The organism is Frigoriflavimonas asaccharolytica (assembly GCF_013294015.1).
In the GTDB taxonomy this organism is placed as follows: domain Bacteria; phylum Bacteroidota; class Bacteroidia; order Flavobacteriales; family Weeksellaceae; genus Frigoriflavimonas; species Frigoriflavimonas asaccharolytica.
This window is the reverse complement of record NZ_JABSNO010000016.1, coordinates 60,850-78,894: the sequence shown is the minus strand read 5'-3', so window position 1 is coordinate 78,894 and position 18,045 is coordinate 60,850. Positions and strand designations below refer to the sequence as shown.

General features: G+C 31.5%; 20 protein-coding genes. 12 read left to right on the top strand and 8 right to left on the bottom strand.

The window, feature by feature from the left end; translation table 11 throughout:
• Positions 1-108 precede the first annotated feature (108 nt).
• Entirely contained in the window at positions 109-636 is a 528-nt protein-coding gene (locus tag HNQ03_RS10955; protein WP_173779720.1) for a hypothetical protein, read from the bottom strand.
• Between the two features lie 128 nt (positions 637-764).
• Here HNQ03_RS10955 and HNQ03_RS10950 point away from each other — a divergent pair, with 128 nt between their 5' ends.
• Positions 765-959 (top strand): hypothetical protein, encoded by a 195-nt coding sequence (locus HNQ03_RS10950; RefSeq protein WP_173779719.1) that lies wholly within the window; start codon positions 765-767, stop codon positions 957-959.
• A gap of 472 nt (positions 960-1,431) precedes the next feature.
• On the opposite strand, the gene HNQ03_RS10945 is transcribed toward HNQ03_RS10950, so the two are convergent.
• The 4 genes from HNQ03_RS10945 to pyrH all read right to left on the bottom strand — a co-directional run bounded on the left by HNQ03_RS10945 (position 1,432) and on the right by pyrH (position 4,011).
• Complete coding sequence (locus HNQ03_RS10945) at positions 1,432-1,914, bottom strand: GNAT family N-acetyltransferase (RefSeq protein ID WP_173779718.1); 483 nt, start codon at positions 1,912-1,914, stop codon at positions 1,432-1,434.
• 320 nt (positions 1,915-2,234) lie between these two features.
• Positions 2,235-2,363 carry a hypothetical protein gene (locus HNQ03_RS16185; protein ID WP_262888562.1) on the bottom strand — a complete coding sequence of 43 codons (129 nt, stop codon included), beginning with the start codon at positions 2,361-2,363 and terminating at the stop codon, positions 2,235-2,237.
• A gap of 314 nt (positions 2,364-2,677) precedes the next feature.
• Positions 2,678-3,232 carry a ribosome recycling factor gene (gene frr, locus HNQ03_RS10940; protein WP_173779717.1) on the bottom strand — a complete coding sequence of 185 codons (555 nt, stop codon included), beginning with the start codon at positions 3,230-3,232 and terminating at the stop codon, positions 2,678-2,680.
• A 68-nt stretch (positions 3,233-3,300) separates the two neighbouring features.
• The gene (pyrH, locus tag HNQ03_RS10935; protein ID WP_173779716.1) at positions 3,301-4,011 is read right to left on the bottom strand and encodes a UMP kinase; all 711 of its coding nucleotides are present in this window, start codon (positions 4,009-4,011) and stop codon (positions 3,301-3,303) included.
• 142 nt (positions 4,012-4,153) lie between these two features.
• On the opposite strand from pyrH, the gene porQ reads away from it, so the two are divergent.
• From porQ to HNQ03_RS10910, 5 genes are all read left to right on the top strand, one after another.
• On the top strand, positions 4,154-5,164 hold the full coding sequence (porQ, locus tag HNQ03_RS10930; RefSeq protein WP_226927496.1) for a type IX secretion system protein PorQ: 1,011 nt from the start codon (positions 4,154-4,156) through the stop codon (positions 5,162-5,164).
• 64 nt (positions 5,165-5,228) lie between these two features.
• Positions 5,229-5,906 (top strand): (d)CMP kinase, encoded by a 678-nt coding sequence (gene cmk, locus HNQ03_RS10925; protein WP_173779715.1) that lies wholly within the window; start codon positions 5,229-5,231, stop codon positions 5,904-5,906.
• Between the two features lie 92 nt (positions 5,907-5,998).
• Positions 5,999-6,385 (top strand): YtxH domain-containing protein, encoded by a 387-nt coding sequence (locus tag HNQ03_RS10920; protein WP_173779714.1) that lies wholly within the window; start codon positions 5,999-6,001, stop codon positions 6,383-6,385.
• Between the two features lie 67 nt (positions 6,386-6,452).
• Entirely contained in the window at positions 6,453-6,761 is a 309-nt protein-coding gene (locus tag HNQ03_RS10915) for a phage holin family protein (RefSeq protein ID WP_173779713.1), read from the top strand.
• Position 6,762: 1 nt separating this feature from the next.
• Positions 6,763-7,257: a phosphoribosyl-ATP pyrophosphatase gene (locus tag HNQ03_RS10910; RefSeq protein ID WP_173779712.1), complete on the top strand. Its 495-nt coding sequence runs from the start codon at positions 6,763-6,765 to the stop codon at positions 7,255-7,257.
• Positions 7,258-7,289: 32 nt separating this feature from the next.
• Here HNQ03_RS10910 and HNQ03_RS10905 read toward each other — a convergent pair whose 3' ends face one another.
• A complete protein-coding gene (locus HNQ03_RS10905) occupies positions 7,290-8,018 on the bottom strand; it encodes an RNA methyltransferase (RefSeq protein ID WP_173779711.1) in 729 nt (242 codons plus the stop codon).
• Between HNQ03_RS10905 and tamL the strand changes: the two genes are divergently transcribed.
• Entirely contained in the window at positions 8,004-10,583 is a 2,580-nt protein-coding gene (gene tamL / locus HNQ03_RS10900; protein ID WP_173779710.1) for a translocation and assembly module lipoprotein TamL, read from the top strand. The genes HNQ03_RS10905 and tamL overlap by 15 nt on opposite strands.
• A gap of 73 nt (positions 10,584-10,656) precedes the next feature.
• Here tamL and HNQ03_RS10895 read toward each other — a convergent pair whose 3' ends face one another.
• Together HNQ03_RS10895 and HNQ03_RS10890 are read right to left on the bottom strand one after the other, a co-directional pair.
• Positions 10,657-11,211, bottom strand: coding sequence for a SanA/YdcF family protein (locus HNQ03_RS10895; protein WP_173779725.1), 555 nt, complete (start codon positions 11,209-11,211; stop codon positions 10,657-10,659).
• Between the two features lie 59 nt (positions 11,212-11,270).
• Complete coding sequence (locus HNQ03_RS10890) at positions 11,271-12,383, bottom strand: 2Fe-2S iron-sulfur cluster-binding protein (protein WP_173779709.1); 1,113 nt, start codon at positions 12,381-12,383, stop codon at positions 11,271-11,273.
• A 110-nt stretch (positions 12,384-12,493) separates the two neighbouring features.
• On the opposite strand from HNQ03_RS10890, the gene HNQ03_RS10885 reads away from it, so the two are divergent.
• The 5 genes from HNQ03_RS10885 (at position 12,494) to HNQ03_RS10865 (ending at position 18,010) form a co-directional block, all read left to right on the top strand.
• Positions 12,494-13,054 (top strand): TlpA family protein disulfide reductase, encoded by a 561-nt coding sequence (locus HNQ03_RS10885; RefSeq protein ID WP_173779708.1) that lies wholly within the window; start codon positions 12,494-12,496, stop codon positions 13,052-13,054.
• A gap of 36 nt (positions 13,055-13,090) precedes the next feature.
• Positions 13,091-14,062 carry a FecCD family ABC transporter permease gene (locus tag HNQ03_RS10880; RefSeq protein WP_173779707.1) on the top strand — a complete coding sequence of 324 codons (972 nt, stop codon included), beginning with the start codon at positions 13,091-13,093 and terminating at the stop codon, positions 14,060-14,062.
• Entirely contained in the window at positions 14,059-14,985 is a 927-nt protein-coding gene (locus HNQ03_RS10875) for an ABC transporter ATP-binding protein (protein WP_173779706.1), read from the top strand. Before HNQ03_RS10880 ends, HNQ03_RS10875 begins: the two co-directional genes overlap by 4 nt.
• 166 nt (positions 14,986-15,151) lie before the next feature.
• Positions 15,152-15,601 (top strand): MarR family winged helix-turn-helix transcriptional regulator, encoded by a 450-nt coding sequence (locus HNQ03_RS10870; RefSeq protein ID WP_173779705.1) that lies wholly within the window; start codon positions 15,152-15,154, stop codon positions 15,599-15,601.
• Positions 15,602-15,604: 3 nt separating this feature from the next.
• Positions 15,605-18,010 carry a 3-hydroxyacyl-CoA dehydrogenase/enoyl-CoA hydratase family protein gene (locus tag HNQ03_RS10865; protein WP_173779704.1) on the top strand — a complete coding sequence of 802 codons (2,406 nt, stop codon included), beginning with the start codon at positions 15,605-15,607 and terminating at the stop codon, positions 18,008-18,010.
• The last annotated feature ends 35 nt before the right edge of the window (positions 18,011-18,045 follow it).

Here is an 18,045-nt window from a genome sequence, read left to right as displayed (position 1 = left end):
ATAAGGTTACCAAGTGGGGAGCAAAAGCTACCGAAGGTTCCGTTCAACGGGCTTTCATTTCTTGTCTTTCAGACAAAACGAAAGCTTAGTTATTAGCAGATGTTTTTTTTACCATTCTCTGTATAAATCTGCAATTCCTTCTCCTTCAGCATAATTTTTTGGTTTTAAACCCGAGGCAAGAGTTATTCGGTCAATTAACTCGCATAAATCTTCTCTTTCTCCAGTTTCAATAATTCCTTCATCTTTTTCATTCAATTTATTTAATGATTTAACAGCAATTTCAAAATATTTTTCTTTTTCATTTCGATTTCCATTTTCACCAATTTTTAAAAGTTTTGAAATTAAGTTGTCAAAAATATTTTTCGCTTCATTACAGTTTTCTTCAGTATATTGTTCCATTTGATATTCCAAAAAATTTTTTCGCCATTTTTCAAATGGATAAAGTTCTTTTGTTTTATTTAATTTTTCAGAATAAGTCAAACTGTCATTTGAAAGATTTTCGATTTCTTTTTCAGATTGATACTTTACACTTATGGTCGACATTTTTTGTAAAGTTTCCTCACTTTTATTCTTTGAGTTTGCAAAAAGAAAAGCAATTCCACCTATTATTAAAAACCCAATTATTAAATATGTCATTTTTTTCATTTGTTTTTATGCGTTGTTTTAAAATATCTGCTAACGTCAGTCTGTGAAAAAACCTTCGTTTATTATATTCAAAAATAGGGAAATAATTTTAATAATTCGCTTGTATTTTCGTATATTTAATGATGCAACATATCACTGGAATTGCCCGCAATCAAATGGTTTTTACGAGTTTAGAAGATCCAATTTCGCAGGATAATCCTGTTCGGTTTGTAGATGCTTTTGTGGAGAGTATGGATTTAAAAGCATTGAATTTTAATTACAAAATTAAAGAATTGGAAGTTGCCTTACAAAAGGAAGTCTGGTTTACATATTAAAACGACTTATTTTGAGCTTGTTTTCGGTTATGTGAAAAATACATTATTAATTGTAGCCTAAAAAATAGCCAGCTTAAAAACGCATATATTGAGGTTTGAAAGGTTGAATAAATTGAATAATTAGGTGAAATTTGAGTTTTTTCACAGCCTGACGTGTCGCGGCTTCAAGAAGTGGCGAACTTCGTAACCGCATATTTTCCACTAAGATAATATTTCTTGCGAAAGAAAAACGTGAATTTACCACATTTTTCGCCATTTCTTGAAACCGCTGTTGGCAGTAGTTTTTTCTTTTTTTAATTAAAAATTTCAATGTTTTTGATTATCATAAGTTTAATTATTTTTTTGTTTATTGTCAAATTTTTCAATGATTTAATTTGTTTTCTTCTTTCTATTTTTTTTAAACTAATTTTTGTAGCTTCTTTTTGATTGCAAAATTATGACTAATTCAAAAAGCATTTTTAATTTAGCAAAATCAGTACTTTATATCATCTTTGTTTACTCGCAATCTATAGAAAACACTATCTATTGGATTATTTATAAACTCATTTGGTAAATCTTCTTTTAAAATTTTCACAAAATTATTTTTTTCATAGAATTTATGCGCCGCTTTAAATTCTTCCATCGTTCCTAAATAAATAGTATCAAAATTATTTTCAATGCAATTTTTTAGAACTTTGTTCATTAATAATTGAGATACTCCAATTATTTTTCCTCTCATTTCTTTTAAAACAAACATTCTTTTCAAAACAGCAAATCCATTTTCATAATTGATTGCAACAGTTCCTACTATTTTTTTTTCCACTTGTGCAACACAATAGAAATCTGGTTCTTTCAATCCATAAGATTTATTAGAAATTTGTAAGTCAAATTCTTCTTTTATTTCGTTAATTAGTTGATTTACTTCAACTTTATATTGCGGTTGATAAGAAATAATTTGAATTAATTTATTTGTCATTCTGTTGTTTTAAATTACTACATTCGTTCTTTTTCGTTAAAATTACTGCCAACGTGTATATATATATATGATAAACTTATACATATCCATCCAATTTCGTAGAGATATGTATCATTACCGTGATACATTATTTATTCCCGCTAAAATAGATAAAATTCCCACCAAACGTAGTATCATCAAATAAATTTTATTTACGAATTGAAATACTTTCAAACATTATCTTTAAGTTTTCCAAAATTTTCATCTCTTTTTTTTAAAATATTTTAAATTTTTATTTAATTTTAGGTGATGCAAAAAAACAATAGTGCTAAAATCATATGTTAAGATTTTTTGTACTGTTGTTGATCATCGGAAACTCCGAAACCTTCATTCAGTTTTGGCTTGCCCCCGTCGGAACTTCCGACAGGTTTAACTGCGTTCGGTTTGCCACGTCGGAAATTCCGACACATCATATTTGTTAAAATGTATATTATTACGAAATAAAATTTAAAAAAACGAGTATGGAAGAATTACACAAATTAGACATCTCAAGATTAAAACACCCAGAATTGGCGCAATTCATCAACCCAAAGAAATGGGGAAAACCTGCCTACACCGTCTTTACCATAAAATAAAAATAATCTTAAATACCGTAATTGCAATCCCGGCGTTTTAATTTGCAGTTTTGAAGAATATGCTAGCAAAAACAATAAAGCAAACTGCACGATAAAACAAAAAACTCTGGAAATATTTCCAGAGTTTTTTGTTTTTTTAGAAGTAATTATTATATTTTCATAATATCCACATCTTTAGCTTTCACGTGTTCATCGATAGTTGCGATGTATTTATCCGTCATTGTTTGTATTCTGGCTTCGGTATCTTTTATCAGATCCTCGGAAATTGATTCCAGATTTTTCAATTCCTTCATACCATCTTGTCTGGCATTTCTTATGGTCACTTTGGTTTGCTCAGCTTCTGCTTTTGCTTGTTTGCTTAGGTCGCGTCTGCGCTCTTCCGTTAATGGTGGTACATTTAAGATGATGTTTTCTCCGTTATTAGAAGGTGCAAAACCAAGATTCGAAATGATGATGGCTTTTTCTATCGCCTTGATGGCGGTCTTGTCCCAAGGTTGAATAGAGATCGTCATTGCATCTGGTATAGAAACGTTGGCTACTTGCGAAAGTGGCGTCATGGCGTCATAATATTCTACCATTACATCTTGCACCATGGTTGTAGAAGCTCTACCAGCACGGATTTTCACGAAGGCATGCTCCAAATGTTTGATGGCTGCATCCATTTCTTGTTTTACCATTTCGGTAATCATATTTAATTCTTCCATGATTTGTATAAAATTATATCTTAAATTATTTATTACTGTTTTTAAATGAATTTCAAATTTATTAAATATTATCCAAAATTCACGAGTGTTCCAATAATTTCACCTTCTACAATTTTTAGAAGATTGCCATCTTTGTTCATATCAAAAACGATGATGGGTAGATTATTTTCTTGGCTTAGCGTGAATGCCGTCATATCCATTACTTTCAGGTTTTTATCAAAAACCTCTTGGAAGGTAAGCGAATTATATTTCACCGCGTTGGCATTCGTTTCCGGGTCGCTGTCGTAGATACCATCTACTCTAGTTCCTTTCAATATTACGTCTGCACCTATTTCTATGGCTCTCAAAGTAGCTGCAGTATCTGTGGTAAAATAAGGATTTCCTGTTCCTGCACCAAAAATTACTACTCTTCCTTTTTCCAGGTGTCTTGTAGCTTTTCTTTTGATGAATGGTTCTGCAACTTTATCCATTTCTATGGCGCTTTGCAGTCTGGTTTTTAATCCGATATCTTCTAAAGCTCCTTGCAAAGCCATGCCATTTATCACTGTTGCAAGCATTCCCATATAATCTCCTTGCACTCTATCCATCCCTTTTGCTGCACCAGCTAAACCGCGGAAAATATTGCCACCACCAATTACAATGGCAACTTGGCAACCCAAATCTACTACTGTTTTTATTTCTAAAGCATATTCTTTTAATCTGTCATTATCAATCCCATATTGGCGGTTTCCCATTAGTGCTTCTCCGCTTAATTTTAAAAGAATTCTTTGATATTTCATAGGTAGCAATTTTTTTTATAAAATTTTTTTTAAATAATAATTGTGCAAATATAAGGATTCAACAATAATTTCGTTATTAATATCTTATCGAAAGTAGAAATATTTTAGTAAATGCTTTGATAAGTTTTAAAAAGAATTATTTTTGCAACAGATATATGCCATTTTGAAGAAAATTTACCTTTTATTTTTATTGATTACAAGCTTTTTCAGCTTTGGGCAAGGTGGAAACAATGTGTATCCATTTTTGAATATTCCCGTCTCTGCAAGACAGGCAGCTTTAGGTGGAGATGCTGTTTCTATCAGAGATTACGATGTAAATTTTGCAGCCGTAAATCCTGCACTTTTAAATGTGGAAATGCACAACAAACTTTCTGTGAACGCAGCATTGTACCTCGCAGATTCAAAATATGGAACCGTAAACTATGCCAGAGATCTAGAAAATGGCAATCTCGTTTTCGTTAGCGCAAGATATATGGACTATGGCACAACGCCAAGAACAGATGAAGCTGGGTTTCAAAATGGAGATTTTTCTGCTACAGATGCAGCAATTGGTCTTGGATATGCGAAACAATTTGAAGACGAATGGACAATTGGTGCTTCTGTGCAATTTATTACTTCTAATATTGATACCTACTCTTCTATGGCTATTGCTGGAACTGCTGGAGTTACTTATAATTTCAAAAATACCAAAGAAACTGTAGGATTAGTATTTAGAAATTTTGGATACCAAATAAAAGCTTTTGATGTACAAAGAGAGTTATTGCCTTTTCGAGTAGATCTTGGATACACCAAAACACTAGAAAAATTTCCCGTGGCTGTTACCATCACTGCACATGATCTGCAACAACTAGATATATCTGCCACTGAAGATGTAAACGGACAAGAAGTAAAATTACCTCGCAAAGTCTTAGATCACATTTCTCTAGGAGCGGAATTTTTTCCAGAAAGTTCTTTTAATATAAGATTAGGATATAATGTAAAGCGTGGAAACGAATTGGCAGTATTGGACCAAAGATCTTTCACAGGATTGTCTGCTGGTTTTGGCATTAAATTTTCTAAATTTAGATTTGATTTTGCGCACATTAGATATCACAATTCATCTAATGTCAATCAACTAGGACTGACCTTGGATTTATCTGGAAACAGATATTAATCTTTATCAAAAATTTTTTCAGAATTAATTTTTAATATAAATTAAATTTCCCGAACTTTAACCCATGCGAAAACCAATAATTGCCATTGATGGATTTTCTTCTACCGGAAAAAGTTCCATTTCTAAATTAGTTGCAGATAGATTAGAATTAATTCATGTAGACACTGGTGCATTGTACCGTGGTGTCACCTATTTTGCGTTAAACAATTTTGCAACGAAAGACAATTTCATAGATCTACCTTCGCTGTTTTTAAATTTAGATAAGATCAATTTAGAGTTTCGGCAAGAAAATGGAGCGTTATCTTTATACTTAAATAATAAAAATATAGATTCAGAAATTAGAAAGGCAGCAATCTCTGATAACGTAAGTTTAATTGCAAAACAAAAGGAAATAAGAGATTTTTTATTAAAACTGCAACAAAATTTTGGGGAAAAAGGTGGTATAATTGTCGATGGACGAGATATAGCAACCGTAATATTTCCGAATGCAGATTTTAAATTCTTTCTCACCGCTACTAAAGAAGAGCGTGCGAAAAGAAGATATCTAGAGCTTATAAGTCTTGGCTTCGAAATCACCATAGAAGAAGTTTTGCAAAACCTCATAAAACGGGACAAAATAGATAGCGAAAGGGAAATTGCACCATTGAAAAAAGCAGACGATGCAATGTTGATAGATAATACTAATTTAACGAAAGAAGAGACTGTAGCATTGATTTGCTCAATTATTATAAAGAAAAAATAATATATTGTAAAGAAATTTTAATTTATTATCGTTATTTTTGTACTTTATAATCAACATTAGAATAATATTTTTAACAAATAAAAAACAATAAAATGGGAAAAGGAAAAAGCGGAAGTAGTGCAGGAGCAGTTTTAGCAGGTCTACTTGCAGGTGCAGCAGCAGGTGTAGTTTTAGGTATGCTTTATGCTCCAGAAGAAGGAGTGGAAACTAGAAAAAAAATAAAATCTAAAGCAAATGATTTGAAAGATCAGGCGCAAGATGAATACAGTAAAGCTTCTGAGAAAGCAAAAGAAAAATATGCCGAAGTTTCTGAAAAAGTAAAAGATCAATATGGGAATATATCTTCTACATTCAAAGAAACTGCACACAACTTGAGCGAAAACGTGAAAGAAGGTTACGGAAAATACAAAGATCAGATTATTGCAAAAACTACAGATGCTGTGAAAGATGTAGAATCTGAACTAGACGGATTGAAATAATATCTAATTTTTCATCAAATAAAAAAGGGACATTTTGTTCCTTTTTTTTTAAATTAAATTTAAAACTATGCTGGATATAATAAAAGACTACTCTACCAAAAAAATAGAATTGCTGAAAATGGAAGCTACAGAAAAATCTTCTGTTGCAGCTGGTTCTATTTTATTTATGATAATAATTTTAGTATTAATTTTATTTTTCTTAATTTTATTGAGCATAGGATTAGGCTTGTTGATAGGTTATTATCTCGGAAACTACGGTTTTGGAGTTTTAATAATGGCAGGTATATATTTACTGGCAATCGGAATTCTTTTCGCTGCCAAGAAATCGTTGAAAAACTCTGTGGCAGACAAAATTATTAATGCATTAAATAAATAAAATGGCGAAGTACAGTAGTTTAGAAGAGTTGAGAAGGAAGAAAGATTTGTTGCGCAAGGAAGTTTCAGATTTAGAAAACCTTATTACTTTTGATAATAAGAAAGAAACTTTAAGTGCAATCACACATGGTTTTACAGATAAATATTTGAAAGAGAAAAGAAGTTCTGATGGTGAGCAGAGTTTATCTTTAAACACTGGTGCTATAATGAAAGAAGTTTCTTCTACTTTCACTGCAAAAGCTTCTAGAAAAGATGCCATCATGAATTTCACAGAAAGTGCCATTTCTGGAGGTGCGATGGATGATATCATCAAACTTGGAGTAGTTGCATTAATTGGCGGATATGCTAAGAAAAAAATAAGCGATGCCAGTTGGAAAAATAAAATTATTGGTGCTGCACTTATTTATTTGCTACCAATAGGCTTAAAATATGCACGAACAAAACTAGAAGAATACCAGCGAAAAAGCAGTATTTCTAGCATGGGAAAATTAATTTAAATAAAATCTATAAAACGCTCTACTCGAGCGTTTTATTTTTTTGAAAATGCTTGCCCTAAAATAATACTTGCGGCAACTGAAACATTTAGACTTTCTGTAGATTGTGATTTTCCGAAACGTGGAATGCTGATGTTTTTATTTAATAATTTCATTATCTCTGGACGAATTCCATTACCTTCATTGCCCAAAACGATGTTATATTTTTCTGGAAATTCAAAATTATATAAATTTTCACCTTCCATTGCCGTTCCGAATGTTGGATTTTCTGAGGATGAAATAGAATTTTCTAAATTTTCATAAAATATATTTACCCTTGTGAAAGATCCCATACTCGCCTGAATCACTTTTGGATTGTGGAAATCTACCGTATCTTCACTACAAATAATCTGTTCTATACCAAACCAATCTGCTAATCTTATCATCGTACCTAAATTTCCAGGATCTTGTAGCCCATCTAAAAAAATCTGGATAGGGATATTATTTACTTTTTGTTGGTCCTGAATTTCACAAACTGCAATAGAATCCTTCGGATTTTGTAGAAAACTAATCTTTTTCAATTCATTTTCAACTATTTCTGTAGTTTCAACGTTAAGAAAAGATAATTCCGATGGATTAATAGAAAATAAATCTTTAATTTTATACCTTGAATTTTTGATTTCAACAATATTTTTATTTCCTTCTACCAGAAAGAGATTGTATTTTTGCCGAAATTTCTTTTTATCTAAAGACTGTAAAATTTTAATTTGATGAGCTGTAAGCATTTAAAAAAATATCTTCAAAAATATCATATATTTTTCGGTTTCGCAACCATAATTTTTCTATTCTACGCATGCAACGCTACCAAAAAAGTGCCCGATGGAGAATATCTGCTCACCAAAAACAACTTTAAATTTGAAGATGGTGCAATTTTTAAGGATGAAGTAGAAACTTATGTAAGCCAAAAGCCAAACAAAAAATCTCTCTTCATACTGCCTATTCCTTTAACGATATACAATCTTGCAGATGCCAAATATGATTCTATTTTAGTCGAATATTTCACTTATCCTAGTGAAATGAGAAATCAAAATCTTCGGGATTCACTTTTTATTAAATATAAAAAACCAGAATCCGTTGGAAAAAGTTTATTCTTAGATCGTCAATTTCATAATCTTGGTCAAGCTCCTATCCTATTAGAAGAAAATAAATCTGAAACAAGTGCTAAAATCATTAAAAGTAGATTGATATACAAAGGATATTGGGATACAGATGTAACTTTTGAAAATAAACTAGATTCTGCAAACAAAAAAGCACAGGTAAATTATTTCATAAAGCACAGAGATCCAACACACATCAGCCAATTGTATTATGATATTCCTGATCCTACAATTAAAAATATTTACCAACAAAAAATAGAAAAAAGTTTATTACGATCTCAGGAAATACTAGATCAAACGAAATTGGAAAATGAAGTGAAAAGAATTACTTCGGTGATGAAAGACTATGGTTTTTATCAATTTAATAATAGCAACGAAGAAATATATTTCACTGCAGATACTTTAGATAGTAGAAAGCAAGTTCCTGTAACAATGGCTATTCACAAAGATTCTGTAGATTCTCCATACAAAAAGGCTACCATTGGAAATATAGATGTAGCAGTGATAAAAAATAATTTTGATTATCCGAAAAAAACTAAAAAAGATAGTTTACGAGGTATAAGATTCCATAATACTAATGACGATTATAAAATACAATCTCTCTGGAGAGGCATCATTTTAAAATCTGGAGAAACATACAGTCAAAAAAATCTTGATCTTACGAAAAGAAACCTATTGGCTATGAACAATTTCAATATTGTAAAATCCAGAGATTCCTTGAGAAGAGGTGGTGTTGGTTCTCCGAATGATAGTATTGTAGATGTAGTGTATATTTTGAAACCATTGGATAAATATGATTTTAAATTAGCTACAGATATCAATTATTCTCAAATATTAAATTTTGGAATTTCGCCTTCAGTAGATCTTACCACAAGAAATATATTTGGCGGAGCAGAAAATTTATCTTCAAGCATTTCTGGACTTTTTGGTAGTGTAGTCAATCCAAGAAATATTGAAAAGCGGCTATTCGCTTCAGAAATTTCTGCACAAACTACTTTAAATTTTCCCAGATTATTGCTGCCATTTAATTATTACAAATTTTTGCCCAAGAGATATTCTCCCACCTCTAGTATTAATTTAGGTATTTCTAAACAGACTAATATTGGTTTGGGAAGGGTGAATTTTAATACAGGTCTTAATTATTTTGCGAACGTTAATGATATTATTTCGCACAGATTAACCTTATTCAATACCCAATTAAGTTTGACCAATAATAAGGAAAAATATTACGAATTTTTCACCGCAGAAAGAGCCAATAGAGATGTATTATTTAATATTTATTCTCCAACATTAGTGCAAGATTTTCAAAATGGATTGATAAAAAGCGAGCAATTAACTTCTATCATATTGGCAGATACAGGTTTTATAAATTCACTTTCTGGGGACAATCTTAATGTTTACAATACTTTCTTGCAATCATTAATCAATAAAGACCGCCAAACTCAAGATGTTTTTATTTCATCATTTATCTACAATTTTTTGTACAATGAAATTGGTAAAAAAGACTATGACAATCCTTTTTACTTTAATGGAACTGTAGAATTTGCGGGTAACATTTTAAATGCTGTTAATACAAAAAATACATCAACAGGTATCACCACGGGAGAACAAAAAACATTTTTGGGTGTTCCCTTTGCTCAGTTTGTAAAATTTGATGTAGACGTTAGAAAATATTTCAAGTTTGGAGATCATACTTTAGCGCTGCGCCAGTTTGCAGGAGTTGGTATTCCTTATGGAAACTCTACATCAATTCCTTTTATCCGATCCTACTTCAATGGTGGTAGTAATGACATTCGTGCATGGACGGCTTTTGGAGGTTTAGGACCAGCAGATACACAGTTAGATGAAGCAGTGAGAACATACATAATGGACAATGTAAAATTGACGACCAATATAGAATACAGGATTCCTTTGACAAGCATGTATGAAGCAGCAATTTTCACAGATGTTGGTAATATCTGGAGCTTTAAAGACAATGGAATTGGAGATCAATTTAAATTTAATAAATTCATATCGCAAATGGGAGTAGGAAGTGGTTTTGGATTAAGAATAAATGTTGCCTACATTACATTAAGATTAGATCTAGCCTACAAAATTCACGATCCCAACCAAGCTTTGGGCGAGCGATGGAGATTTAGTAAAATTCAACCTTTGAAGCCAACATTTAACCTTGCTTTTGGATATCCGTTTTAATATTATTGATGGATGATAATTAATAGTTGATGAAGGTGATAATCATTTATCACCAATTTCTTATCAATGATTTTTATTCTGGAGAATAACCAATTATAAAATAGGTAACAGCTTGCAATCTTGCGAAGAATTCTCGAAATTGATTTCTATAATAGCTTTCTGGCTTGTCAATCTCTTGAGCGTTGAAGCCGAGTGCATTCATTTTATTATTTCTAGCGAAAAATAAAGCACGAATATTGTGATATCCTTGGGTAACGATGATCACGTTTTCCTTTTTGTAAACGTTTTTACACCTCAGAATACTTGCATGCGTGTTGAAACCTTTTGGATCTTCTACAATAATGTCTTCTGGAATTCCTTCTTGATAAATAAGAAATTTTTTCATTGCCGCAGGTTCATCATAACCTTGGCTTTTTTCTCCAGAAACGATGATGCTTTTTATTTTTCCATGATGATAAAGCAAAGAAACAGCATCCATTCTAGAGGTGAAATAGGGATTTGCAACTCCAGACATCATTTTTGGAGAAGTACCTAAAACAAGAGCTGTTTCTCTTGGTGGAATTTTGGAAATTTTTTCATAAGACCTACCATCTGTAAGAGAAAAAACCCAAATGTTTGCTAATATCATTAGCAAAAACATCATCTCAACCAGTATTTTGAATTTTGTAAAAAAGTTTATAATTTTTTTCAAATGGTATCAAAATTAATTTTTAATTCTTTGCTCAAAACTATGGACATACACGTCAAAATATTCCCTTTTTCTACTTCTTTTTCCGTAAGGTATTCATTTTCTAGAAGTTCTACTTGTCCATTTTCTAGATGACATTCACAAGTACCGCAAATTCCGGATTTACAAGAATACGGTACATCAAAGCCTTGCTCCAAGAGTTGCGGCAAAAGTTTTTCATTATTATTTTCTAGTAATGTTTTGTAGGTTTTATTATTTAAAATAAATTCTACTTCTATATTTTCTAAGAGTGGAAACTCTTTTTCTACAGGATAAATATCTTCATTATATGCTTCGAACAACTCGAAATGAATATTTTCTTTTCGTATTCCATGGTGATAGCAAGCATTGGCCAAAGATTTTATCATTTCACCCTTTCCACAAATCAACACTTCATCTACTGCATCCCAAAGTGTAGCTTCTTCGTCTGTATCGTCCAACATCATGATTTGGTTGATGATTAAAGCCATTTTTTTACCAGTCAATCTTCCCTCGTAAAAAGGATTGTGTCCTTTTTTTTGGCTATAAAAATAATGAACTTCAAAACGATTTTCATTTTCAGAAACCAACAAGTCTAGTTCATTTTTGAAAGCAGCTTCCTCGGAATTTTTATTACCATAAAATAAAAAAATTCTTGTCCTTGGTTCTGTATTTATCAAATTTTTTATGTGACTAAAGATTGGTGTAATCCCTATACCACTTGCCAAAGCAACAATTGTACGAAATTCATGTGGCTTAGAATTTATTGTAAATCTTCCTTTTGGTAAACTTACTTCTAAATATTCCTCGGTTTTGTAATTTTGAAATATGGAACTAGAAGCACTATTTTCGTCTGAGAATTTTATGGCTAAAGAAATATTCTTTTCTTGCGGCGCATTCGTCATAGAAAAATCTTTTTCTACAACATTTCCATTGTGCAAAAATTTCAAGGTAACGTATTGGCCAGCTAAAAATTGATAATTTTCTACAAAATCCAGAGGAATTTCAAATTCTAAAACGAAAACGCTTTTGGTAATTTGTTCCTTTTTAACTATTTTTAACCGATTAAATATTTCTGATACTTTTCTCTCCATAGATTTCTCAAAATTAATGAAAAATATATGAAATCGCTATCTTCAGAATTGAAAAATATAAACTAATTTCAATTTTTGATCACATATCAGATTCAAAATTACATATAAATATGAAAAAAATAATTTTAGGTGTAGCAGTTTTAGTATTTGCAATATCCTGCAAAAAGGAAAATAAAACCATTGATGCTACTCCAGAGCTTGTTGAAAATACTGCACCAGAAATTGAAAATAGTACAGAAAGTAACAATTTACCTGAGTTTTCTACAGAAAAAATGGCAGATTATTTGGCAGATAAAAAGAATGATACGTTGTATGTAACCAATTTTTTTGCAACCTGGTGCGGACCATGCATGCAAGAAATACCCCATTTCATTGCGAAGAAAAAAGAATTAAAAGATCAACCCGTGAAGTTTACATTTGTTAGTATTGACGAGAAAAAAGATTGGGGAACCAAGGTTGTAGATTTTGCGGCAAAGAATGATTTAGCAAAAAATATCGTTTTACTAGATGGTCAAAATTTAGATGAAGCTTTTTTCAAAAATAATTTCCAAACTTGGGATGGCAGTGGTATTCCTTTTACTATCATCAAAAAAGGGAATAAAAGAGAAGAAATTTTCGGTTTTACATCCGAAGAAACTTTGAACCAAAGAATTAATATTTTGCAGAAATAAATTTTTAAAATTGAGCACACTTTTAGAAAAATATTGATGTATAAGAAATTTAAAATCTTACTTTCAATTCTGGTTTTTGGGATTATTGTTTCAATTTTCGTCAATTTAAATACTGGTTTTTCAAGCTTAAATTTTTCAGATTTTTTCTCAGATTCGGATAATTTTCAGATTGCAAATTTTAGGGTTAATAGAATTTTGGTGATGGTGCTTGCAGGAATTTCTATACCAACTTCGGGTTTTCTTTTGCAAGAATATTTTCAAAATCCTTTAGCTGGTCCGTCCGTTTTGGGTATCACATCTGTGGCGAGTTTAGCAGTTGCGCTTTATATATTTTATTCGCAAAGTTTTATTTTACCAGAATTTTTACAAAATGGATTTATAAGCATTGCAGCATTTATAGGAAGTATAGTTTTAATGTTTATTTTATTAGCATTTTCTAGTAAATTTAAAGATAAAACCTTTCTCATTATTTTCGGGTTTTTAATTTCTGCATTAGCGGGTGCAATAGTTTCCATCCTTCAATTTTATGCAGACAATCAAAGTTTAAAAAATTATATGCTTTGGAGTTTTGGAGCAAACAATCAGGTAAATTCTCAACAAATTTTAATTTTGTCACTTCTTACAATCATTGGTTTATTTATTAGCTTTAAAAGTATAAAACCGTTGATTGGGAATGTTTTAGGAAACAATTATGCGCAAAGTATTGGTGTAAATTTACAAAGTTTGAAATATTTGATCATCATTTCATCTTCACTTCTAGCATCTTCTATCACGGCATTTCTTGGTCCAATTTTGTTTGTGGGTATTGTTGTACCGCATTTCTGCAGAGCCATTTGGAATCCTTCAGAATTGTGGAAACAGTGGATTTTAAATATGGTTTTAGGAATTCTTATCATGCAAATATTCTCCATCGTTTCCGAGATGACGAGTTTTCCTTTAAATATCATTACTTCAATTTTTGGAATTCCAGTAATTTTGGCAATGATGATGAAAAAAAGAACTGCATGAAAAATTATTTACACATAAGTAATGCAGAATTCGGTTATGAAAAAACGCTCATTTCCGAAGTAAATTCTAACTTAAAATTAGGGGAAATTTGCTTATTAATTGGCAGCAACGGCGTAGGAAAAACAACTTTAATAAAATCTCTTCTGGGGCAAATTCCATTGTTGAAAGGCGAAATTTTTATTAAAGATAAAAATATCAAAGATCTCTCTAAAGAAGATTTAGCCAAGCAAATTTCTGTAGTTTTCTCGAAGGGTGAGATTCCGCCACAATACACGGTTTACGATTTAATTGCTTTTGGTAAATACATTCATTATCCTTACTATTTTAAATTAAATAATGACGATAAAAAGGAAATTGATCAAATCATTGAAAATCTTCATCTTTCGGAATTTAAAAACACCTACTTACATCAACTATCCGATGGAAATCTTCAGAAAGCATTTATAGGAAGAGCTTTAGCGCAGAATTCACCCATCATATTTTTAGATGAACCTACCACGCATTTGGATGAAGAAAATAAAATCATGATTCTTAAATTATTAAGAAATCTTGCGGAAAACAAGGATAAAATAATATTTTTTTCTTCCCACGATTGGCGAATAGCAAAAGAATTTGCAGATAAAATTTGGTATGTAAAAGATAAAATTTTGCAACATGGTATATCTGAAGATATTATTCTTTCTAATGCAGAATTGGCTGCACCGCAAATATTCAACATTCATAAAAATTTTGTGCCACCAAAAATTTCTGCACCAGATTTGCAAAAAGAGTTGCTCTATTCTTTTTTGCAAAAAAACTATCAAAAAAACCTTTCCCATATTCATTTTTCCTTCTTAAATAACAATTGGAATATTTCTTCCAATAATCAAGAAATTATTGCTAAAAAATTTGAAGATATAATTGATATTTTAACAAATCTTTAACAAATTTCTATTTCGTTTTTCCGTTATTTCTTTACATATGATCGTTATTTATGCTATGCATATAAATATTATCATTGATTATCAATTAGTTAAATAATATTAACTAATTAAAAGTACTATGCATGCATAATATTTATTAACTTTGATGGTATAGAAAAAAAACACGATGTCTAAAATTAAAAAAGAAAAATTTGAAATAGATTTGATTTTAAAAAGTACCTGGTTAGCAGTATCTAAAATGTACGCAGAAATGGCGAGCGCCTATGATTCTACAGCTGTGCAAGCACTAACTTTATTGAAAATAGATCCTAAAGAAGGAACAAGAAGTACCAATTTAGGTCCTAAAATGGCGATAGAACCAACTTCTCTCACAAGAATTATCAAACTTTTGGAAGACAATGGATTCATTTATAAAGTAAAAACCGAAACAGATAAAAGAGAAGTCATAATTAAACTCACGGAAAAAGGAATGAAACACAGGGAGATTTCCAAAGATGTGGTTGTAAATTTTAATCATACAATCATCGAAAAAGTAGATCCACAGAAATTAGAAATTTTCAAAGAAGTAATGGAAACCATACTTAAAACGGCTAATAATATTAATAATTTAAAATAAAATATGAAAAGACACATAAAACACGTAACCGTTCTCGGTTCAGGAATTATGGGATCCGGAATTGCTGCACATTTTGCCAATATTGGTGTACAAGTGCTTTTACTGGATATTGTACCTTTTGAATTGACTGAAGCTGAAACCAAAAAAGGTTTAACGAAAGAAGATAAAATCGTTAGGAATAGAATTGCTAACGAAAATTTTGCGAAGCTGAAGAAATCTAGTCCTGCACTACTCTATTCGCCAAAATTTGCAGATAGAATTACTGTTGGAAATTTTGATGATGATTTAGCAAAGATTAAAAAAACAGATTGGATTATAGAAGTTGTAGTGGAAAGACTAGACATCAAAAAATCGGTTTACGAAAAAATTGAAGCCCTAAGAAAAGACGGAACTTTAATTTCTTCTAATACTTCTGGAATTCCTATCAATCAATTGGTAGAAGGAAGAAGCGATGATTTTAAAAAGTATTTCGCAGGAACGCACTTTTTTAATCCAGTAAGATACCTACCATTGCTAGAAATTATTCCTACCAATGATACAGATCCAGAAATTATTGATTTCTATATGTCTTACGGTGCTAAATTTTTAGGGAAAACAACTGTTTTAGCTAAAGATACGCCTGCTTTTATCGCCAATAGAATTGGAGTTTTCTCTATGATGAATTTATTGCACAGCGTAAAAGAGCTTGGATTAAATGTTTCTGATGTAGATAAATTAACTGGTCCTGTCATCGGTCGTCCAAAATCTGCAACCTTCAGAACTGCGGATGTTGTAGGTTTAGATACTTTGGTACACGTTGCAAAAGGTGTAGAAGGTAGCGGAACAGAGCAAGATATGTTTCAAAAAGGTTTTGCAATGCCATCCTACATAGATTTTATGATGGAGAAGAAAATGCTAGGTTCTAAAACTGATGGCGGATTCTACAAAAAAGTAAAAAATGCAGCAGGAAAATCTGAAATTCAAGGATTAAATCTTGAAACTTTAGAATACGAATTGCAAGACAAAAACTCTTTCCCAACATTAGAATTAACCAAAAATATAGATAAGCCTCTTGATAGATTCAAGGTGTTAATTGCTGGAAAAGACAAAGCTGGAGAACTTTACAGAAAATCTTTAGGTTCCCTATTCGCTTACGTTTCTCACAAAGTACCAGAAATTTCTGATGAAGTTTATAAAATTGATGACGCACTTCGCGCCGGTTTCGGTTGGGAAAATGGTCCTTTCGAAATTTGGGATGCAGTTGGTGTAAACAAAGGTATAGAACTTGCGAAAGCGGAAGGTTACGAAGTTTCTGATTGGGTGAAAAATTTAGCCGAGAAAAATCAAACTTTCTATAAGGTAAATAATGAAGGTCAAAGCACGTTCGTAAACAAAGATTCTGGCGAATATTCTAAAATTCCAGGACAGGATTCATTTATTATTTTAGATAATATCAGAAAAAATAAAACGCTTTGGAGCAATTCTGAAGCGCAAATTCAAGATTTAGGAGACGGAATCATCAATTTTGAAATCAAATCTAAAATGAATTCCCTTGGTGGTGGTGTTTTAGATGGTTTGAATAGAGCAATAGATTTAGCCGAAAAAGAATACGACGGTTTAGTAATCGCCAATCAGGGTACAAATTTCTCTGTAGGAGCAAATCTTGCAATGATCATGATGATGGCAGTTGATCAAGATTGGGATGATCTCAATATGGCAATTGCTTATTTTCAAAAATCTATGATGCGCGTTCGTTATTCATCAATTCCAGTTGTAGTTGCACCTTTCGGGATGACTTTAGGTGGTGGTTGCGAAATGACGATGCATGCAGACAGAGTTGTTGCCGCAGCAGAAACCTACATAGGATTGGTAGAAGTTGGTGTCGGCGTAATTCCTGGTGGTGGCGGAACTAAAGAAATGACTTTAAGAACTTCCAGAGATTTCCACAATGACGATGTAAAAAACAACCGTTTACGTGATGCTTTTATGAATATTGCCATGGGAAAAGTAGCTACTTCTGCTTATGAAGCCTACGATATGGGAATTTTGGAACACGGAAAAGATATCGTTGTTGTAGATAAAAAAACGCAATTAAAAACTTCGAAAATGCTTGCTATGAGTCTTGCATCTCACGGCTATACGCAACCTATCGAGCAGAAAGTAAAAGTTGTAGGTAAAGACGCTTTAGGAATGTTTTACGTAGGAACAGACCAAATGCTCGCCGGAAATTACATTTCTGAGCACGATAAGAAAATTGCCGACAAACTAGCGTACGTTATGGTGGGTGGAAACCTTTCAGAACCAACTTTAGTTACAGAGCAATACTTGTTAAATCTAGAACGTGAAGCATTTTTACAGCTGTGTGGTGAAAGAAAGACTTTGGAAAGAATTCAATTTATGTTGACGAAAGGAAAACCATTGAGAAATTAATTGTAAGGTTTGGGCAGCATTTTCCGCCTTCCGTT

What these genes read in the sequence shown, in the direction of transcription:
- HNQ03_RS10880 (WP_173779707.1), top strand. Translation starts at nt 13,091, where the DNA reads ATGTATAAGAAATTTAAAATCTTACTTTCAATTCTGGTTTTTGGGATT.
- tamL (WP_173779710.1), top strand. Translation starts at nt 8,004, where the DNA reads ATGAGCTGTAAGCATTTAAAAAAATATCTTCAAAAATATCATATATTT.
- cmk (WP_173779715.1), top strand. Translation starts at nt 5,229, where the DNA reads ATGCGAAAACCAATAATTGCCATTGATGGATTTTCTTCTACCGGAAAA.
- HNQ03_RS10885 (WP_173779708.1), top strand. Translation starts at nt 12,494, where the DNA reads ATGAAAAAAATAATTTTAGGTGTAGCAGTTTTAGTATTTGCAATATCC.
- HNQ03_RS16185 (WP_262888562.1), bottom strand. Translation starts at nt 2,363, where the DNA reads ATGTGTCGGAATTTCCGACGTGGCAAACCGAACGCAGTTAAACCTGTC.
- HNQ03_RS10870 (WP_173779705.1), top strand. Translation starts at nt 15,152, where the DNA reads ATGTCTAAAATTAAAAAAGAAAAATTTGAAATAGATTTGATTTTAAAA.
- HNQ03_RS10945 (WP_173779718.1), bottom strand. Translation starts at nt 1,914, where the DNA reads ATGACAAATAAATTAATTCAAATTATTTCTTATCAACCGCAATATAAA.
- HNQ03_RS10865 (WP_173779704.1), top strand. Translation starts at nt 15,605, where the DNA reads ATGAAAAGACACATAAAACACGTAACCGTTCTCGGTTCAGGAATTATG.
- HNQ03_RS10920 (WP_173779714.1), top strand. Translation starts at nt 5,999, where the DNA reads ATGGGAAAAGGAAAAAGCGGAAGTAGTGCAGGAGCAGTTTTAGCAGGT.
- HNQ03_RS10955 (WP_173779720.1), bottom strand. Translation starts at nt 636, where the DNA reads ATGACATATTTAATAATTGGGTTTTTAATAATAGGTGGAATTGCTTTT.
- HNQ03_RS10875 (WP_173779706.1), top strand. Translation starts at nt 14,059, where the DNA reads ATGAAAAATTATTTACACATAAGTAATGCAGAATTCGGTTATGAAAAA.
- frr (WP_173779717.1), bottom strand. Translation starts at nt 3,232, where the DNA reads ATGGAAGAATTAAATATGATTACCGAAATGGTAAAACAAGAAATGGAT.
- HNQ03_RS10905 (WP_173779711.1), bottom strand. Translation starts at nt 8,018, where the DNA reads ATGCTTACAGCTCATCAAATTAAAATTTTACAGTCTTTAGATAAAAAG.
- HNQ03_RS10915 (WP_173779713.1), top strand. Translation starts at nt 6,453, where the DNA reads ATGCTGGATATAATAAAAGACTACTCTACCAAAAAAATAGAATTGCTG.
- pyrH (WP_173779716.1), bottom strand. Translation starts at nt 4,011, where the DNA reads ATGAAATATCAAAGAATTCTTTTAAAATTAAGCGGAGAAGCACTAATG.
- HNQ03_RS10890 (WP_173779709.1), bottom strand. Translation starts at nt 12,383, where the DNA reads ATGGAGAGAAAAGTATCAGAAATATTTAATCGGTTAAAAATAGTTAAA.
- HNQ03_RS10950 (WP_173779719.1), top strand. Translation starts at nt 765, where the DNA reads ATGATGCAACATATCACTGGAATTGCCCGCAATCAAATGGTTTTTACG.
- HNQ03_RS10910 (WP_173779712.1), top strand. Translation starts at nt 6,763, where the DNA reads ATGGCGAAGTACAGTAGTTTAGAAGAGTTGAGAAGGAAGAAAGATTTG.
- HNQ03_RS10895 (WP_173779725.1), bottom strand. Translation starts at nt 11,211, where the DNA reads ATGATATTAGCAAACATTTGGGTTTTTTCTCTTACAGATGGTAGGTCT.